We start from the raw sequence: 17,438 nt of genomic DNA on the forward strand, positions 1-17,438 counted from the left end.
CCAGTCTACACAAGCAGCGTCAGGATAGCGCTTTCAGAAGAAGCTGCGCGCGGTGCTCATCGCTCACGGCCTCCCAGGCTTCCGCGAGCTGAACGTGCGCTTGTTTACTGATATCTATAGAAACCGCCAGACCTTCATCAACTTCCGGCGCCTGAGTGTTGTTCTCACTCTGTTCAATGGCACGGAAAATTGCTTCATTCATGGTGGCGGTATCGAGCGAACCCAGACGGCTTTTTAGTGCCTGAGCCGTAGAGGCAGAAACCCACATGCGGACGATCTCTTCATTCACCGGTTCACTCTGCACGCGAAAATAGCAAAGATTCTAGTCTGACGGCAGCGGCACGTCAAAATATGGCTGGATCTTGATACCCGCACTCGTCGTCACTGAATAGCGTTTCTGCTTTGTATCCCGGTCATATATCCACAAACTTTTGCTGGCCTTACGTGCCCCTTTAGCTGGAGTAACATTCCATACTGCTGTGTACTGCTCCGGATTTGGCGGGATCATCCGCTCTTCAAAATAGAGGAATTCCGTCAGACTATCCTCCCATAGCAGCCAGCCTGTACGCATATCAGGGGTCTTATGAGGTGCGGCATCTCTTACCGTTTGCGTTCGACGTTCAATAAGCTCTGCGTATTGCTGGAAGACGTCATGCATCACATCGTTAGCATCACGAGTGGTATCATCAATACGGATCGAACGCGTTGCAGCTGGGTGCATAAGCGTAGTACCGCAGACTGACTTGATCGGTCTGTCCCGCAGGCCTGCTATGCGCAAGAGTTTCATCTCCAGCCCCAATCCCTGATAATTGACATCAATATGTAAATTGCTCCAGCCACCATCGGGAATATTTTTTGCCAGGCAGTAAACGCGGCTCCAGTCGCCTTCCTCCAGCTTTCTGCCCATCATGGCGGCAACCTGAGTTGCCAACCACCGTTTAGCAAATACCTTTTCAGTATCAGTAAATGCTTGTAAGTATGCCATTACAACGGGTCCTTATTACCTTCCAAAAGAGCAATTGCCTGAGACCTGAAGGTCGCGAAGTCCAACATTTTCCCATGCAGTAAAAGACTTTCAGCCAGATATTCGCTGTAGAGAGTGCGATAATCAATATCAGCCTCACGTTTAACGTGCAGATAAGGAAGCACGGGGATCGTACCATTTCGCTGGCTCAGAAATTCCTTAACTGAAATAGTTTTCGCCTCCGCCGTTGACACTGCTCGCTTGTTGCCATTTTCAACTTTACGACAATGCAGCATGAGATCAGCACCTGCGGTGTTATCGCTAACAAATTGCTTAAACGTACCGTGCTGCTTGTCGAAAATATCGATCCTTTCAATGGTAAAACCAGCATCCAGCACGGCATTACGCAGACGATTCCAGATATCTTCCGAAGAGTTCATAAATACCAACACCATCCAGTGTCCAGGTCTTAGCACACGATAACTTTCAGCCAGACTCTGCGTCATTAATTCCTGATATCTGTTGGCATCCTTTTTTTGTACGCGATTAACTATGGCTTCATCCGTGGCATCCGTATAGGACATTAACCAGGACTCCCACAACATATTCATTTCGCTATAGTTAATGTTGGCTCCAAACGGCGGATCGGTGAAAATCAAATCAACACTATTATCCGGCAGAAACGAAAGATCGGTCGCGGAACCCGTTTTAACCTGACAACGACCAACGTAGGCTTTAGCCGTGGTTTCAAGGTGATCAATAATTGATCTGGCTTTGCGTTCGAAGGTCAAAAAGATATTTGCTTCATTGAAAATATAAGGGACATTTAAATTTGCCGTATTACCGCTGCCGCCCCAAAAACGGTACTCAGAAAGCCGGGTCACACGCTGATAGAGCGAAGTGAAAACAAAGCCGAGAAATGCGGCAATATTAGTATCTTCAACGCGATGAATCGCTTTCCACAACTGGCTCATCGCCGCCAGATTTCTGGCAGTATAAAAATGCTTTATGTTAGTCAGACCATGACGCTTGGGCTGTGCCAGATTCACTCCATCTGGCAGCTCGAAATCCGGGATGAACTCCTCAGCAAGATATTTGCCTGCGTCAATTGCGGCAATGAGCTTAAGATCGGCCTCCACAGGCGGCACCTCAGACTGAACTTTACCGCAGCATTTGTACCCCACAAGAACCGGCACAGGCGTCGTTCGGGCAAGGCGCGATTTTTTGACCTGATGATGGCAATGAGGGCACGGGAACTCGCGCAAAAATTTATGTTCACGCACAGTGTTACCGTAGCTACGGCATTCGTCCCAAAGCACAAACTCCTTACTACACTCGCTGCAAATGACTTTGTATGACCAGACAGTAAAGAGCAACTCCGCCTCTTTTCCACAGGTACGGCATTGCGTTGTGTAAAGGGTTTTACGCAGATCCGCCAGACTATCAGTAACTACTTTTACCGCCGCCGCGAGCGCAGCGGGATCGCATTGCGATGTAAATCGATTAGCGATAAAACTGGCTGCAGGTGACAGTTCATTGAGAATGGCATCATGACCGGTCGTCAGCGCCGCAACCCCTGTCATGCCGCTTCCCGCAAAGGGATCAAGTACCAGTCCGCCTTCGGGCAAATATTTTTGCAGCACCTGGGCAATCCCTTGAGGCGGAACTTTGGTGTGATATGTATGCGCGTCATAAGTATACGTATTCTTTCCTGCTGAAACGCCCTCCGCTACAGCCTCTTTCACGGTCTGCGCGGCTTCAGGATGCGATGAAAGAATTTCAGCCAACTGGTATTCACCATTGCCCCAAAGTTCTCCTTTTTTAAGTCGGGAGAGCAGAGCCGGGCCCGGCTCATCGCGCAGCACAATCGTGCCTTCATATTTGTCGGCTGTGGTTTTTTTACGTATCCCACGAGAGGCGAATGTTCGTGTCGTATTCAGATTTGCAAGATCGATCGCCAGACCCGCATTGAGCTTCGCAAGTAGCTCATGCAATTCTTTTATCGTATCGGCACTGGGTTCAATATCTCCGCGAATCCAGCGAGTAACTGCAATGTAAGAAGTGCCGAGATACTGCGCCACGCCTTTCGGATCCATGCCACTTAATGCCATAATTTCCTGCAATAATGCCTGATAGTGATTCTCAGGATGTGATACTTGCTGACCAGAGCGCATCATCTTTTGCCCCCCTCATTAATACCAATAACAACGTTGAGAGATACCTCATTAGCGTGCACTGCTATAGTCATTCACTATTTACCTTTTTGATTCGCTTTCTCATTAAGTCCGGCAAAGGCTATGTCGATACGCTTTCATCGACCATTCTGAGAGGATGTCTTTTGGCATCAAAGGAAGAATGCTTCACGCAAAAAATATTTAAATTCATTGCGTTGAATATTAAACAGGTCAATTTCTTCTGATATTTGCATCCCACTAAATTTAGCAGGTTCCCTGTATCAACAGAGAACCTGCCATTAGTATCAACGCATTACTGCCTGAGAACGTTAATTACTGCCAAACATATCCTTGATCCAGCCTGCTACGCCGTCGCTGTCTTTCTGCTCCTGTTGCGCAGGCTGCTGCGGCTGAGAAGACTGATCAAACGGATTGCCCGACGGCTGCTGTTGAATCTCGCTTTGCTGGCACAACGAATCTGGATCGCTGGTCCATACTGGCAAAGTTCTCATACCACCGCTGCAAACAAAGTTACCGTCGTAGTCTACGCCCATATCCACAATATCCTCCGGCGGTACAAGATTCAGCGGCGTTGGCGTCTGGTTAGCCAGATAACGCTGGTAAATCGACATTGCCCCGCTGGCACCATACAGCTTAGTTGGCTGGTTGTTATCGCGGCCTACCCAGGTGATGGTCACCGTGCTGCCGTCAATGCCCGCAAACCAGGTATCAACGTTGTTGTTGGTAGTCCCTGTTTTCCCTGCCAGATGCAGATTTGGATATTTAGCCCCAAGCTGACGACCCGTACCACGCTGCACAACCTGTTGCATGGTCCATAGTGTCAGATACGCCGCCTGCGCCGGAACAGCGCGTTCCGCCTGCGGGAAGCTCTGATAGAGCACTTTACCATCTTCAGCAATCACTGAACGCAGTGCAGAAAGCGGTGCGCGGTTACCGCCGCTGGCGATAGTCTGGAATGCCTGTGCCACTTCGATTGGCGTCAGGTTCAACGCCCCCAGCAGCATCGCCGGAACCGGATTCAGCTGATCTTTCGGCACGCCCAGCTTAATCCAGGTGTCCGTAACCGCAGGCAGCCCCAGCGCCATCCCCAGATTTACCGTTGGCACGTTCATCGAACGCGTCAGCGCATCCACCAGCATCACTCTACCGCTTTCGCTATAACGACGATCATCGTTCTGCGGTGACCAGACCTGACCGTTCGGCTGACGCAGCGCGATGGGCGCATCGGCAATCCACGTATTCAGGCGATAGATTTTCGGCTGGCTTAAGGCCGTCAGATAAGTCGCCGGTTTTGCCAGTGAACCAATCGAACGACGCGCCTGCATCGCACGGTTATAGCCCGCAAATTGCGGTTCCGAACCACCGACCATCGCACGAACTTCGCCACTAAAGCGGTCGACGACCACAATCGCCGTTTCCAGATCGCTCAACTTACGCTGTTTCTTCAGTGCCGGAATGCCTTCCACAGCAGCTTTTTCTGCGGCGTCCTGAGCCACCGAGTCAAAGGTAGTGAAGATCTTCACGCCGGAGAGATCTTTCACTTTATCGCCCAGTTTCGCCTGTAGCTCCTGACGTACCAGTTGCATAAAAGCAGGCTGTGGAGAGATTACCCCACCGCGCGGCTGTACACCCAACGGACGCGCGCTCAACATGTCGTAGAGTTCTTGATCAATAATCTGCTGTTGTTGCAGCAATCGTAGCACCAGATTACGCCGCTCCAGTGCCAGTTTCGGGTTACGCCACGGGTTGTAAATTGACGCACCTTTCACCATACCAACTAGCAGCGCCTGCTGATCAAGGCTCAACTCTTCCACCGGACGCCCAAAGTAATACAGGCTCGCCAGCGGGAAACCACGGATTTCGTTGTCACCGCTCTGACCGAGATACACCTCGTTCATATACAGCTCAAGAATACGATCTTTGCTGTAACGCGCATCCATGATCAGCGCCATGTAAGCTTCGTTCGCTTTACGCCAGTAAGAACGCTCACTGGAAAGGAACAAGTTTTTCACCAACTGTTGCGTCAGCGTACTCGCCCCCTGCACCGTGCGTCCGGCAGTCAGGTTCGCCAGAACCGCACGTCCGATGGAGTAGAGGCTGATACCGTCATGCTCGTAGAAATGCCGGTCTTCCGTCGCCAGCAAGGTATCCACCAGCAGATCCGGGAAGCCACTGCGCGGCACAAACAGACGTTGCTCGCCGTTTGGCGAAGAGATCATCGTTATCAGTCGCGGATCAAGGCGGAAGAAACCGAATTGACGGTTGTTCTCCATATTGACGATAGTCGCCAGATGATCGCCATCAAAGGTCAGACGCGCACGCACCTGCCCTTCTTTACTATCCGGGAAATCAAACGGACGGCGGATCATCTCAATGCTGTTAGCCTGCACGGTAAATTCGCCAGGACGGGTCATCTTCGACACCTGACGATACTGGGTTGCCTCCAGCAGTTTCACCATCTCGTTCTTGCTGATGGTCATGTCTGGCTCAAGGTTTACCATCCGACCATAAACTGCCGCTGGCAATTGCCAGACCTTGCCATCAATACGGCTGCGAATTTTTTGATCGAGATAAACCCCATAAACGGCGATTAACACCGCAAATACGATGCCCAGTTTCAGTAGCAGCCAGAGCCAGCCGCGTTTACCACGAGGCTTACGCCCTTTGCCTTTACCTTTGCGCGGCATCGGTTCTTCATCCTCATAGTCATCATAATCATCGTCATCTTCATAACGACGACGGCTTACCTTTTGTTTGACAGGACGCGTCGGTTTCCCTTTGCGTCCAATTGGCTCGCGGTCATTCCCGGCCATACTTTTTCTCCGCAATATTCAGGCGCAAAAGCCCGATTTTCTGTTCTTCCGTTGCAAGACAGAAGAAGATATCTCTCAAATTTTGTGCTCGATCGGTTCCCTCTCCCTTGAGGGAGAGGGAGAAAACCAACCTCACGAATACTTTTTCGTCCGGCGCGTCGGCGCGGTGTTGGCGGGGTCGTCCGGCCAGACATGTTTGGGATAACGCCCCTTCATCTCTTTTTGCACTTCGCGATACGCCCCTTGCCAGAAGGCGCTTAAATCACGCGTGATTTGCAGCGGCCTTTGGGCGGGTGAAAGCAGCTCCAGCACCAACGGCACGCGCCCCTGGGCAATCGTCGGATTGGTGGCTTCGCCAAACATCTCCTGCATTCTCACCGCCAGCGCAGGGGGGTTATCTTCATGATAACGAATGGCGATCCGGCTTCCCGTCGGCACAGTGTAATGCGCAGGAAGTTCACTATCCAGCCGTTGCTGCATTCCCCAATCAAGTAATCCGCGCAGCGCCTGATAAATATCGAGTGATTTCAGACCTCGCAGTGAATGCACTCCGGTCATATGTGGCAGCAGCCACGTTTCCAGCGTCGCCAGCAAATTTGCCTCATCAACCGCTGGCCAGTCATATTCCGGTAGCCACTTCGCAGCACACAGCAAACGCAAACGTAGCTGTTCCGCTTCCGGCGTCCAGTTAAGTACGCTTAGACCTTTATCGCGAATACCGTTGAGCATTGCATGATGTAATTCATCTTCCGACGGTTTCGCCAGCGGCTGTACTTTTACTGTGAGCTGACCAATCTGCAGCCGACGCCAGGCTTTCAACGTACCTTGAACATCGTCCCATTCAACGGTGTCAGATTGATATAGCAGCTGCGGGCAGCGTTGTACTAACTCATCAATATCGACCGGTAGCGCCAGTAAAATTCGCGCATCCGGCGAGGAGCTGCCCTGCAATAATAACGGCGCTACCAGCCATTCATGGCGGCTTAAGGCATCATCACTGTCCAGCATTGCTCCCATGCCGTTCGCCAGTTGATAGCGCCCCTCTTGCCCACGGCGGCGAGCAATACGATCGGCAAACGCCCTGGCGAGAAGCGGCGCGATAAGCGAACTGTCTGCATCGCCACCACGCACATTTAAGCGTTTTAACAGTTGCTGACTGCGTTGCTGCCAGGCCGGTTGATTGCGCGAAAACGCCACACCCAGATCGCTATTCCCCATCCGTGGCGGCTCTTCGAGAATGGCGGCAATTTTTGCGGCGGTAGCGGCTTCGTCGTCGCTATTCGCACTCACCAGCATTGCCGCTAAACGCGGGTCGTTACCCAGCGTCGCCATTTTTTGCCCTTTCGAGCTTAGCCGTTCACCGTCCAGCGCCCCCAGCATTTGTAACAGACGTTTCGCCGCCTGTAGATTCACCGCTGGCGGTTGATCCAGCCAGCTCATCTGCGCCGGATCGCTGCATCCCCATTGCAGTAATTCCATCAGCAAACCGGAGAGATCGCTTTGTAAGATCTCCGGTTCACTTTGCGCGGCAGCGCGTTCTGCCTGTTCTTTGGCTATCAGATGTAAACAAATGCCCGGCTCCAGACGCCCGGCACGCCCGGCACGTTGCGTCATTGATGCCTGACTAACGCGTTGAGTGATCAGTCGCGTAAGCCCCGTGCGCGGATCAAAGCGCGCTACACGCTCCTGGGCGCTGTCTACCACCAGACGAATACCTTCAATAGTTAAACTGGTTTCAGCAATATTGGTCGCCAGCACCACTTTGCGCATTCCTTGTGGTGCGGGGAGGATCGCTTTTCGCTGATCGTTCAGCGACAACACACCATACAGCGGGCAGAGCAGCACATCACTGCCGATGCGCGAAGCCAGTTGTTCCTGAACGCGCTGAATTTCTCCGACGCCGGGTAAAAATAGCAGTAATGATCCGCTTTCCTGACGCAGCAATTCAGCGGTAGCAACCGCAACGGCCTCGTCAAAGCGTTGATGAGCAGGCAGCGGCAAATAACGGCGTTCAACCGGATAAGAACGTCCTTCAGAAACAACAACCGGCGCTTCTGGCAGCATCTGCTGTAAACGGTCATTATCCAGCGTAGCCGACATAATCAGCAGCTTTAAGTCATCGCGCAGCCCTTGTTGCACATCGAGTAACAATGCCAGCGCCAAATCCGCCTGCAAACTGCGTTCATGAAATTCATCAAGGATCACCATACCGACGCCGCTCAGTTCTGGGTCGCGTTGGATCATGCGCGTCAGTACACCTTCAGTAACGACTTCCAGTCGGGTATTCGGCCCCACGCAATTTTGTGCACGCATCCGGTAGCCAACCGTGTCACCAGGCTTTTCGTTAAGCAGCTCCGCCAGTCGTTGCGCAACGTTACGTGCCGCCAGACGCCGTGGCTCCAGCAGGATAATTTTTCCGTTAATGCCTGGATGCGCCAGCAGTTGCAGCGGCAGCCAGGTCGATTTCCCGGCTCCGGTCGGCGCGCTTAATAACACCTGCGGTGCGGTATCGAGAGCAGCAAGTAATTCAGGTAAGACGGCAGCAACGGGCAACGACGACACAAAACGCTCCTGAGGGTTAACATTCTTCGCGCCACATTGTAGCATCGCGGTAATTCATAACCGAGTGCCTCACATGTCTGAACCGCAACGGCTGTTCTTTGCCATCGACTTACCCGCAGAAATTCGCGAACAGATTATCCACTGGCGCGCCGCACAATTTCCGCCAGAAGCGGGGCGCCCGGTTGCCGCCGAAAATTTGCATCTGACGCTGGCGTTTTTAGGCGAAGTGAGCGCAGAGAAAGAGAAGGCGCTTTCTCTTTTAGCCGGACGTATTCGTCAACCGGGCTTCACTCTGACGCTTGATGACGCCGGTCAGTGGCTGCGTTCGCGAGTGGTGTGGTTAGGGATGCGCCAGCCACCGCGCGGCTTAATCCAGTTAGCAAATATGCTCCGTTCGCAGGCCGCTCGCAGTGGTTGTTTTCAAAGCAATCGACCGTTTCATCCGCATATCACCTTATTGCGCGACGCCAGCGAGGCGGTGACAATCCCGCCGCCTGGTTTTAACTGGTCATATGCGGTGACGGAGTTTACCCTCTACGCCTCCTCGTTTGTCCGTGGGCGCACACGCTACACGCCGCTAAAACGCTGGACACTGACGCAATAACAAGGGTTGTCACAATGAAATTTTCACCCCCTCTACAACGCGCCACGCTGGTTCAGCGTTATAAACGCTTTTTAGCCGATGTGATCACACCCGATGACCGCGAATTAACGCTACACTGCCCTAATACAGGTGCGATGACCGGTTGTGCAACGCCTGGCGATACCGTCTGGTATTCCACTTCCGACAACACAAAACGGAAATATCCACACACCTGGGAATTGACCCAAAGCCAAAGCGGTGCATTTATTTGCGTCAATACACTTTGGGCAAACAGGTTGACGAAAGAGGCTATCCTCAATGGGGATATTTCGGAACTGTCAGGCTATAGCTCGCTGAAAAGCGAAGTAAAATACGGCGCCGAGCGCAGTCGTATTGACTTCATGTTACAGGCGAGGTTTCGACCTGACTGCTATATTGAAGTGAAATCGGTTACGTTAGCGGAAAATGAACAGGGATACTTTCCCGATGCAGTCACTGAACGAGGTCAGAAACATCTTCGGGAGTTGATGAGCGTAGCAGCTGAAGGTCAGCGTGCAGTGATTTTTTTTGCCGTGCTGCATTCAGCCATTACACGGTTTTCACCCGCGCGCCACATCGATGAGAAATACGCGCAACTATTGTCAGAGGCTCAACAGAAGGGGGTAGAAATTCTGGCTTATAAAGCGGAACTTTCTGCTGAAGGCATGGCTCTTAAAAAATCACTGCCGGTTACATTGTAGTAAAGTAAGTAACTGGTTAATTTACATTCTGGTCGCGTGCGCAAATACGCTTTTCCTCACACAGTTGTCAAGTGTTACGTTTAGATAATTGCTATCCGGAAAAGCATCTGCTATTTATAGCGGCCTCATTTTTCCCCCGAACATGGGGATCGATAGTGCGTGTTAAGGAGAAGCAACATGCAAGAAGGGCAAAACCGTAAAACATCGTCCCTGAGTATTCTCGCCATCGCTGGGGTGGAACCATATCAGGAGAAGCCGGGCGAAGAGTATATGAATGAAGCCCAGCTGGCGCACTTCCGTCGTATTCTGGAAGCATGGCGTAATCAACTCAGGGATGAAGTCGATCGCACCGTTACACATATGCAGGATGAAGCAGCCAACTTCCCGGACCCGGTAGACCGTGCAGCCCAGGAAGAAGAGTTCAGCCTCGAACTGCGTAACCGCGATCGCGAGCGTAAGCTGATCAAAAAGATCGAGAAGACGCTGAAAAAAGTGGAAGACGAAGATTTCGGCTACTGCGAATCCTGCGGTGTTGAAATTGGTATTCGTCGTCTGGAAGCGCGCCCGACAGCCGATCTGTGCATCGACTGCAAAACGCTGGCTGAAATTCGCGAAAAACAGATGGCTGGCTAATTACAGCCGTTCCATCACGTTTACCACAGGCGGGAAATGCTCCCGCCTTATTTTTTGTTCAACGAGATGACAGACACACACTATATTGGTCGCTTCGCCCCCTCTCCTTCCGGCGAGCTTCATTTTGGCTCTCTGATTGCCGCGCTTGGTAGCTATCTACAGGCACGCGCCCGGCAAGGTCGCTGGCTGGTACGCATTGAAGATATCGACCCGCCTCGTGAAGTTCCCGGTGCCGCAGAGACAATCCTGCGCCAGCTGGAACATTACGGTCTGTACTGGGACGGCAATGTTCTCTGGCAATCGCAACGTCATGACGCCTATCGCGAAGCACTCGCCTGGTTACGTGAGCAAGGGCTAAGTTATTACTGCACCTGTACGCGTGCGCGTATTCACAGCATTGGCGGTATTTACGACGGTCATTGCCGTGAATTACATCATTCCCCAGAAAACGCAGCAGTACGCATCCGCCAGCAGCATCCGGTCACCCAGTTTACCGATCAGCTGCGCGGTATTATTCACGCTGACGAAAAACTGGCGCGGGAAGATTTTATTATTCATCGCCGTGACGGTTTGTTCGCCTATAACCTGGCAGTGGTGGTTGACGATCACTTCCTGGGCGTGACAGAAATTGTCCGTGGCGCAGATTTGATTGAACCGACGGTGCGACAAATCTCGCTGTACCAGCTTTTTGGCTGGCAGGTGCCAGATTACATTCATTTGCCGCTGGCGCTTAACGCACAAGGCGCTAAACTTTCCAAGCAGAATCATGCGCCTGCGTTGCCGAAAGGCGATCCTCGCCCGGTGTTAATCGCCGCGCTTCAATTTCTGGGTCAGCAGGCAGAAACACACTGGCAGGATTTCAGCGTCGAGCAAATCCTTCAGTCAGCCGTCAAAAACTGGACGCTGACCGCCGTGCCTGAGTCGGCAATTGTAAATTCAACATTCTCAAATGCGTCATGCTGAGCTATGATTAGCCGCTATTTTTTTGTCCTGAATGATGTTTGACACTACCGAGGTGTACTATTTTTACCCGAGTCGCTAATTTTTGCCGCAAGGTGCTAAGCCGCGAGGAAAGCGAGGCTGAACAGGCTGCCGCCCGTCCCCAGGTGACGGTGATCCCGCGTGAGCAACATGCTATCTCCCGCAAAGATATCAGTGAAAATGCCCTGAAGGTAATGTACAGGCTCAATAAAGCGGGATACGAAGCCTGGCTGGTTGGCGGCGGCGTGCGCGACCTGTTACTTGGCAAAAAGCCGAAAGATTTTGACGTGACCACCAACGCCACGCCTGAGCAGGTGCGTAAACTATTCCGTAACTGCCGCCTGGTGGGTCGCCGTTTCCGTCTTGCTCATGTGATGTTTGGCCCGGAGATTATCGAAGTCGCAACCTTCCGTGGACACCACGAAGGTAACGTCAGCGACCGCACGACCTCCCAACGCGGGCAAAATGGCATGTTGCTGCGCGACAACATTTTCGGTTCCATCGAAGAAGACGCCCAGCGCCGCGATTTCACTATCAACAGCCTGTATTACAGCGTCGCGGATTTTACCGTCCGTGATTACGTTGGCGGCATGAAGGATCTGAAAGACGGCGTTATCCGTCTGATTGGTAACCCGGAAACGCGCTACCGTGAAGATCCGGTACGTATGCTGCGCGCGGTACGTTTTGCGGCAAAACTGGGTATGCGCATCAGCCCGGAAACCGCAGAACCGATCCCTCGCCTCGCTACCCTGCTGAACGATATCCCTCCGGCGCGCCTGTTTGAAGAGTCTCTTAAGCTGCTACAAGCGGGCTACGGTTACGAAACCTATAAACTGCTGTGTGAATATCATCTGTTCCAGCCGCTGTTCCCGACCATTACCCGTTACTTCACGGAAAATGGCGACAGCCCGATGGAGCGGATCATTGAGCAAGTTCTGAAGAATACCGATACGCGTATCCATAACGATATGCGTGTGAACCCGGCGTTCCTGTTTGCCGCCATGTTCTGGTATCCACTGCTGGAAACAGCACAGAAGATCGCCCAGGAAAGCGGCCTGACCTATCACGACGCTTTCGCGCTGGCGATGAACGACGTTCTGGACGAAGCCTGCCGTTCACTGGCGATCCCGAAACGTCTGACGACTTTAACCCGCGATATCTGGCAGCTACAGTTGCGTATGTCCCGTCGTCAGGGTAAACGTGCATGGAAACTGCTGGAGCATCCTAAGTTCCGTGCGGCTTACGACCTGTTGGCCTTGCGAGCTGAAGTTGAGCGTAACGCTGAACTGCAACGTCTGGTGAAATGGTGGGGTGAGTTCCAGGTTTCCGCGCCGCCAGACCAAAAAGGGATGCTTAACGAACTGGATGAAGAACCGTCAGCTCGTCGTCGTACTCGTCGCCCACGCAAACGCGCACCTCGTCGTGAGGGCACCGCATGACAGTGGCATATATTGCCATAGGCAGCAATCTGGCCTCTCCGCTGGAGCAGGTCAATGCTGCCGTGAAAGCCTTAGGCGATATCCCTGAAAGCCGCATTCTTGCCGTTTCTTCGTTTTACCGCACCCCACCGCTGGGGCCGCAAGATCAACCTGATTATCTGAATGCTGCCGTGGCACTTGAAACCACTCTCGCGCCCGAAGAGTTACTCAATCACACACAGCGTATTGAATTGCAGCAAGGTCGCGTCCGTAAAGCTGAACGCTGGGGACCGCGCACGCTGGATCTCGATATCATGCTGTTTGGTAATGAAGTGATAAATACCGAACGCCTGACCGTTCCACACTACGATATGAAAAATCGTGGCTTTATGCTGTGGCCGTTGTTTGAGATTGCGCCTGACGTGGTGTTTCCTGATGGGGACAATTTAGTTGGTCTTTTAAAAACAAAAGGCTTCAGTAAATTAAATAAATGGTAATTCATTTTTGCACTGAATATAAATTTTTTCTGAAAATACCCCCACCTCAATTGCCAAATCAATTCGATTAAGATAATAAGAGTTATCCTTTATTGGATATTAATATCTCTGAATACTCCCACCTTCCATACACCATCCTTCACCATTTTAAAATTTATTTTTACTTAAAATCTAATTAAGTGGATTTATAATATTAGATATGCACAATATGCGGCTTAATGATGAATGGTTGTAACATTTGGTAAGTTCAGGCATCTATCATTAACAAACTTATTTGTTGCACATCCGTTATGTATTTACGCCGGTGTTACAAAATAAGTCATCTGCTTATGGAATATTATTCAAGGATTTTTATGTCTAAAAAATTAGGTTTTGCCCTGTCCGGCCTGGTGCTGGCAATGGTTGCAGGTTCTGCTTCAGCAGCTTTAGATGGTGGTCAGTTAAACATCAGCGGTCTGGTAGTAGATAATACCTGTGAAACGCGTGTTGATGGCGGCAATAATGATGGTCTGATCCTGCTGCAAACCGCTACCGTTGCTGATATCTCTGACGGCGTACTGGAAACAACCGTTGGTGCCAAAGCTAAACCTTTTAGCATCACTGTTGACTGCAGCAAAGCTAACCCAGCACCTGGCACTACCGCTGATATGACGTTTGGCACCGTTTTCTTTGGTAACAGCAAAGGTACGCTGAATAACGATATGTCCATCAACACCCCGTCTGTTGGTGTGAATATCGCTCTGCACAACATTGATGGTTCTACTATTAAACAAGTTAAAATCAATAACACAGGCGATATCTATTCAAAACCGCTGGATGCCACATCAAAATCTGCAACGTTTGATTTCAAAGCCTCTTACGTTCGTGAAGATGCAAGCACGGCTGCGACCGCTGGTTTTGTAAGAACCAATACAGCATATACCGTAACTTACCGGTAATTATTCATCAATCAAATGAATTGATTGAATTTATATAGGGAATAACATCCGTGAGAAAGACTCCTGATGTTTATTCCCTTGTTCCTATTAACTCTGTCAGGGATGGTTTATGTTTTTAAATACCAAACATACAGCAGCATTTTGTATCGCGGCTTGTATGGCTTTTAGCGCACCAGCGTTAGCGGATATTGTAATTTCTGGTACGCGTGTCATTTATAAAAGTGATCAAAAAAGCGTAAATGTTCGTCTGGAAAATAAAGGCAATAATCCTTTACTTGTTCAGAGTTGGTTAGACACGGGTGATGATAATGCCGAGCCAGGTTCTATTTCCGTGCCATTTACTGCAACTCCCCCCGTATCCCGTATTGATGCAAAACGGGGTCAAACAATCAAACTGATGTATACCGCCAGCACTCCTCTGCCAAAAGACAAAGAAAGTGTGTTCTGGTTTAACGTGCTGGAAGTTCCGCCAAAACCTGACGCCGAAAAAGTGGCTGATCAAAGCCTGCTCCAGTTGGCATTTCGCACCCGAATCAAACTTTTTTATCGCCCGGAAGGTTTAAGTGGGAATCCTTCTGAAGCCCCGCTAGCCCTGAAATGGTCCTGGGCTGCTGCTGGAGGCCAAACGGCATTACGCGTTTCTAATCCAACGCCTTATCACGTCTCTTTTAGTAGTGGCGATTTAGAAGCCAATGGCAAACGCTATCCGCTTGATATGAAGATGGTTGCGCCATTCAGTGACGATGTCATCAAGGTAAATGGTATCAGCGGCAAAACTGCCTCAGCAAAAGTGCATTTCTACGCCATTAACGATTTTGGTGGCGCAATTGAAGGCGAAGCCAGGCTGTAATTTGGCAAAGATATAACGTAGCAGGAAGCAGAACGTGCCCTATAAAACAACGATAATTCATCACAACCTCACGCAGATCGCTACGTTTTGCGCGCTGCTTTATAGCTCCAGTTGCCTAAGCGCAGAACAAGTTGAATACGACCCAACCTTCCTGATGGGACAGAATACTTCCAATATTGACCTTAGTCGATACAGTGAGGGCAACCCCACGCTACCGGGTATTTATGACGTAAGTATTTATGTTAATAATCAACCGGTTACCAATCAGAGCATCCCTTTTATTGTTGTTGAAGGGAAAAAAAACGCACTGGCCTGTATCACGCTGAAGAATTTGTATCAGTTTCACATTACGCCACCAGAGGCGATAAGCGAAACAATCGTCTTGCTTGAGCGTGATGAAGAACTGGGCGATTGCCTCAACATTGCAGCAATGATTCCACAGGCATCTGTCCGTTATGATGTGAACGATCAACGTCTGGATATTGATGTTCCCCAGGCATGGGTAATGAAGAATTATCAAAACTATGTTGATCCTTCATTGTGGGAAGACGGTATTAACGCCGCCATGCTGTCTTACAACATCAACGGTTATCACAGTGAAAGTCCTGACAGGAAAAATGACAGCATTTATACCGCATTTAACGGTGGCGTAAATTTAGGAGCATGGCGCTTGCGCGCCTCAGGTAACTACAGCTGGATGACCAATTCTAATGGCGATTATGATTTTCAGAATCGGTATCTACAACGCGATCTCGCTTCATTACGCTCACAACTAATTATTGGCGAATCATATACCACTGGTGAAACATTTGATTCGGTCAGTATTCGCGGTATTCGCTTTTATAGCGACAGTAGAATGTTACCTCCGGCGTTGGCCAGCTTTGCCCCGATTATTCATGGCGTCGCCAACACTAACGCAAAAGTTACCGTTACTCAGGGTGGTTATAAGATCTATGAAACGACTGTACCGCCTGGCGCATTTACCATTGATGATCTCAGCCCATCAGGCTATGGCAGCGATCTGATCATCACAATTGAAGAATCCGATGGAAGCAAACGCACTTTTTCACAGCCATTTTCATCGGTAGTACAAATGTTACGTCCAGGCGTTGGTCGGTGGGATATCAGCGGTGGTCAGGTATTAAAAGATGATATTCAAGATGAGCCTAACTTATTCCAGGCCAGCTATTACTATGGTTTAAACAACTACCTGACGGGTTATACAGGTATTCAACTTACCGATAATAACTACACCGCAGGATTACTGGGGCTTGGCCTTAATACCAGCCTTGGCGCATTTTCTGTCGATGTGACTCACTCCAATGTCCGCATCCCGGACGATAAAACATATCAGGGGCAAAGTTATCGTCTTTCATGGAATAAATTGTTCGAAGATACACGCACTTCATTCAATATCGCAGCTTATCGTTACTCAACACAAAACTACCTTGGCCTCAATGATGCTCTGACTCTGATTGATGAGGTAAAGCATCCAGAACAAGATCTTGAACCGCAATCCATGCGCAATTACTCACGCATGAAAAATCAGGTTACGGTAAGTATTAACCAGCCTCTGAAATATGAAAAAGAAGATTACGGTTCGTTTTATCTTTCCGGAAGTTGGTCTGACTACTGGGTTTCCGGGCAAAGTCGGAGCAATTACTCAATAGGTTACAGTAATAGTGCATCCTGGGGCAGTTATAGCATCAGTGCACAGCGTTCATGGTCTCAACAAGGTGAAGACGAAGACAGTGTTTATCTCAGTTTCACCATTCCTATTGAAAAGCTTCTGGGTACAGAACACCGCGATTCTGGCTTTCAGACTATTGATACTCAGTTAAATAGTGACTTTAAAGGCAACAACCAACTCAATGTCAGCAGCAGTGGTTTTAGTGAAAACAATCGTGTCAGTTACAGCGTGAATACTGGCTATACGATGAATAAATCCAGTAACAATTTGAGCTATATCGGAGGCTATGCCAGTTATGAATCCCCCTGGGGTACGTTGGCTGGTTCAGTTTCCGCAAGTAGCGATAACAGCCGTCAATTTTCTCTCAATACTGACGGTGGTTTTGTACTACATCGCGGTGGTCTGACATTCAGTAATGACAGTTTCAGCGACTCAGACACACTGGCAGTTGTTCAGGCCCCTGGAGCAAAAGGCGCTCGCATAAATTACGGTAATAGTACGGTCGATCGCTGGGGCTATTAGACTGGCCCCCTGAATCTCCAGACAACCAATATCACTTAAATAAGTGATAGTC

The 17,438-nt window shown here is 50.1% G+C and carries 13 protein-coding genes and 1 pseudogene; 9 read left to right on the forward strand and 5 right to left on the reverse strand.

Going from position 1 to position 17,438, the window contains the following annotated elements:
- Positions 1–19 precede the first annotated feature (19 nt).
- The 5 genes from BEG40_RS22180 to hrpB form a co-directional block, all read right to left on the reverse strand.
- Complete coding sequence (locus BEG40_RS22180) at positions 20–289, reverse strand: hypothetical protein (RefSeq protein ID WP_286135150.1); 270 nt, start codon at positions 287–289, stop codon at positions 20–22.
- 33 nt (positions 290–322) lie between these two features.
- The gene (locus BEG40_RS18150; protein ID WP_286135151.1) at positions 323–985 is read right to left on the reverse strand and encodes a hypothetical protein; all 663 of its coding nucleotides are present in this window, start codon (positions 983–985) and stop codon (positions 323–325) included.
- On the reverse strand, positions 985–3,141 hold the full coding sequence (locus BEG40_RS18155; RefSeq protein WP_105285880.1) for a DNA methyltransferase: 2,157 nt from the start codon (positions 3,139–3,141) through the stop codon (positions 985–987). Before BEG40_RS18155 ends, BEG40_RS18150 begins: the two co-directional genes overlap by 1 nt.
- A 326-nt stretch (positions 3,142–3,467) precedes the next feature.
- A complete protein-coding gene (mrcB, locus tag BEG40_RS18160) occupies positions 3,468–5,972 on the reverse strand; it encodes a bifunctional glycosyl transferase/transpeptidase (RefSeq protein ID WP_000918200.1) in 2,505 nt (834 codons plus the stop codon).
- 132 nt (positions 5,973–6,104) lie between these two features.
- The gene (hrpB, locus tag BEG40_RS18165; protein WP_105285881.1) at positions 6,105–8,534 is read right to left on the reverse strand and encodes an ATP-dependent helicase HrpB; all 2,430 of its coding nucleotides are present in this window, start codon (positions 8,532–8,534) and stop codon (positions 6,105–6,107) included.
- Between the two features lie 73 nt (positions 8,535–8,607).
- Here hrpB and thpR point away from each other — a divergent pair, with 73 nt between their 5' ends.
- The 9 genes and pseudogenes from thpR to BEG40_RS18210 form a co-directional block, all read left to right on the forward strand.
- Positions 8,608–9,138, forward strand: a complete 531-nt coding sequence (gene thpR / locus BEG40_RS18170) for an RNA 2',3'-cyclic phosphodiesterase (RefSeq protein WP_105285882.1) — start codon at positions 8,608–8,610, stop codon at positions 9,136–9,138.
- Positions 9,139–9,152: 14 nt separating this feature from the next.
- The gene (gene sfsA / locus BEG40_RS18175) at positions 9,153–9,857 is read left to right on the forward strand and encodes a DNA/RNA nuclease SfsA (protein WP_105285883.1); all 705 of its coding nucleotides are present in this window, start codon (positions 9,153–9,155) and stop codon (positions 9,855–9,857) included.
- 177 nt (positions 9,858–10,034) lie between these two features.
- Entirely contained in the window at positions 10,035–10,490 is a 456-nt protein-coding gene (gene dksA / locus BEG40_RS18180) for an RNA polymerase-binding protein DksA (protein WP_001155227.1), read from the forward strand.
- A 66-nt stretch (positions 10,491–10,556) separates the two neighbouring features.
- Complete coding sequence (gene gluQRS / locus BEG40_RS18185) at positions 10,557–11,453, forward strand: tRNA glutamyl-Q(34) synthetase GluQRS (protein ID WP_176242447.1); 897 nt, start codon at positions 10,557–10,559, stop codon at positions 11,451–11,453.
- A 59-nt stretch (positions 11,454–11,512) separates the two neighbouring features.
- The gene (gene pcnB, locus BEG40_RS18190; RefSeq protein ID WP_206748363.1) at positions 11,513–12,910 is read left to right on the forward strand and encodes a polynucleotide adenylyltransferase PcnB; all 1,398 of its coding nucleotides are present in this window, start codon (positions 11,513–11,515) and stop codon (positions 12,908–12,910) included.
- Entirely contained in the window at positions 12,907–13,386 is a 480-nt protein-coding gene (folK, locus tag BEG40_RS18195; protein ID WP_000215160.1) for a 2-amino-4-hydroxy-6-hydroxymethyldihydropteridine diphosphokinase, read from the forward strand. Before pcnB ends, folK begins: the two co-directional genes overlap by 4 nt.
- A gap of 353 nt (positions 13,387–13,739) precedes the next feature.
- Positions 13,740–14,324: a fimbrial protein gene (locus BEG40_RS18200; RefSeq protein WP_021550212.1), complete on the forward strand. Its 585-nt coding sequence runs from the start codon at positions 13,740–13,742 to the stop codon at positions 14,322–14,324.
- Positions 14,325–14,433: 109 nt separating this feature from the next.
- Entirely contained in the window at positions 14,434–15,174 is a 741-nt protein-coding gene (locus BEG40_RS18205; protein ID WP_105285885.1) for a fimbrial chaperone, read from the forward strand.
- 34 nt (positions 15,175–15,208) lie between these two features.
- Positions 15,209–17,383: pseudogene (locus BEG40_RS18210) on the forward strand (outer membrane usher protein); the annotation flags it as partial.
- Positions 17,384–17,438 lie beyond the last annotated feature (55 nt).

Source organism: Escherichia sp. MOD1-EC5495 (assembly GCF_002965965.1).
Taxonomy (GTDB): domain Bacteria; phylum Pseudomonadota; class Gammaproteobacteria; order Enterobacterales; family Enterobacteriaceae; genus Escherichia; species Escherichia ruysiae.

Bases quoted from the DNA above. Each gene is read 5' to 3' on its own strand.
- BEG40_RS18205 (WP_105285885.1), top strand. From the start codon at position 14,434: ATGTTTTTAAATACCAAACATACAGCAGCATTTTGTATCGCGGCTTGT.
- dksA (WP_001155227.1), top strand. From the start codon at position 10,035: ATGCAAGAAGGGCAAAACCGTAAAACATCGTCCCTGAGTATTCTCGCC.
- folK (WP_000215160.1), top strand. From the start codon at position 12,907: ATGACAGTGGCATATATTGCCATAGGCAGCAATCTGGCCTCTCCGCTG.
- BEG40_RS18200 (WP_021550212.1), top strand. From the start codon at position 13,740: ATGTCTAAAAAATTAGGTTTTGCCCTGTCCGGCCTGGTGCTGGCAATG.
- gluQRS (WP_176242447.1), top strand. From the start codon at position 10,557: ATGACAGACACACACTATATTGGTCGCTTCGCCCCCTCTCCTTCCGGC.
- BEG40_RS18155 (WP_105285880.1), bottom strand. From the start codon at position 3,141: ATGATGCGCTCTGGTCAGCAAGTATCACATCCTGAGAATCACTATCAG.
- BEG40_RS18150 (WP_286135151.1), bottom strand. From the start codon at position 985: ATGGCATACTTACAAGCATTTACTGATACTGAAAAGGTATTTGCTAAA.
- sfsA (WP_105285883.1), top strand. From the start codon at position 9,153: ATGAAATTTTCACCCCCTCTACAACGCGCCACGCTGGTTCAGCGTTAT.
- mrcB (WP_000918200.1), bottom strand. From the start codon at position 5,972: ATGGCCGGGAATGACCGCGAGCCAATTGGACGCAAAGGGAAACCGACG.
- thpR (WP_105285882.1), top strand. From the start codon at position 8,608: ATGTCTGAACCGCAACGGCTGTTCTTTGCCATCGACTTACCCGCAGAA.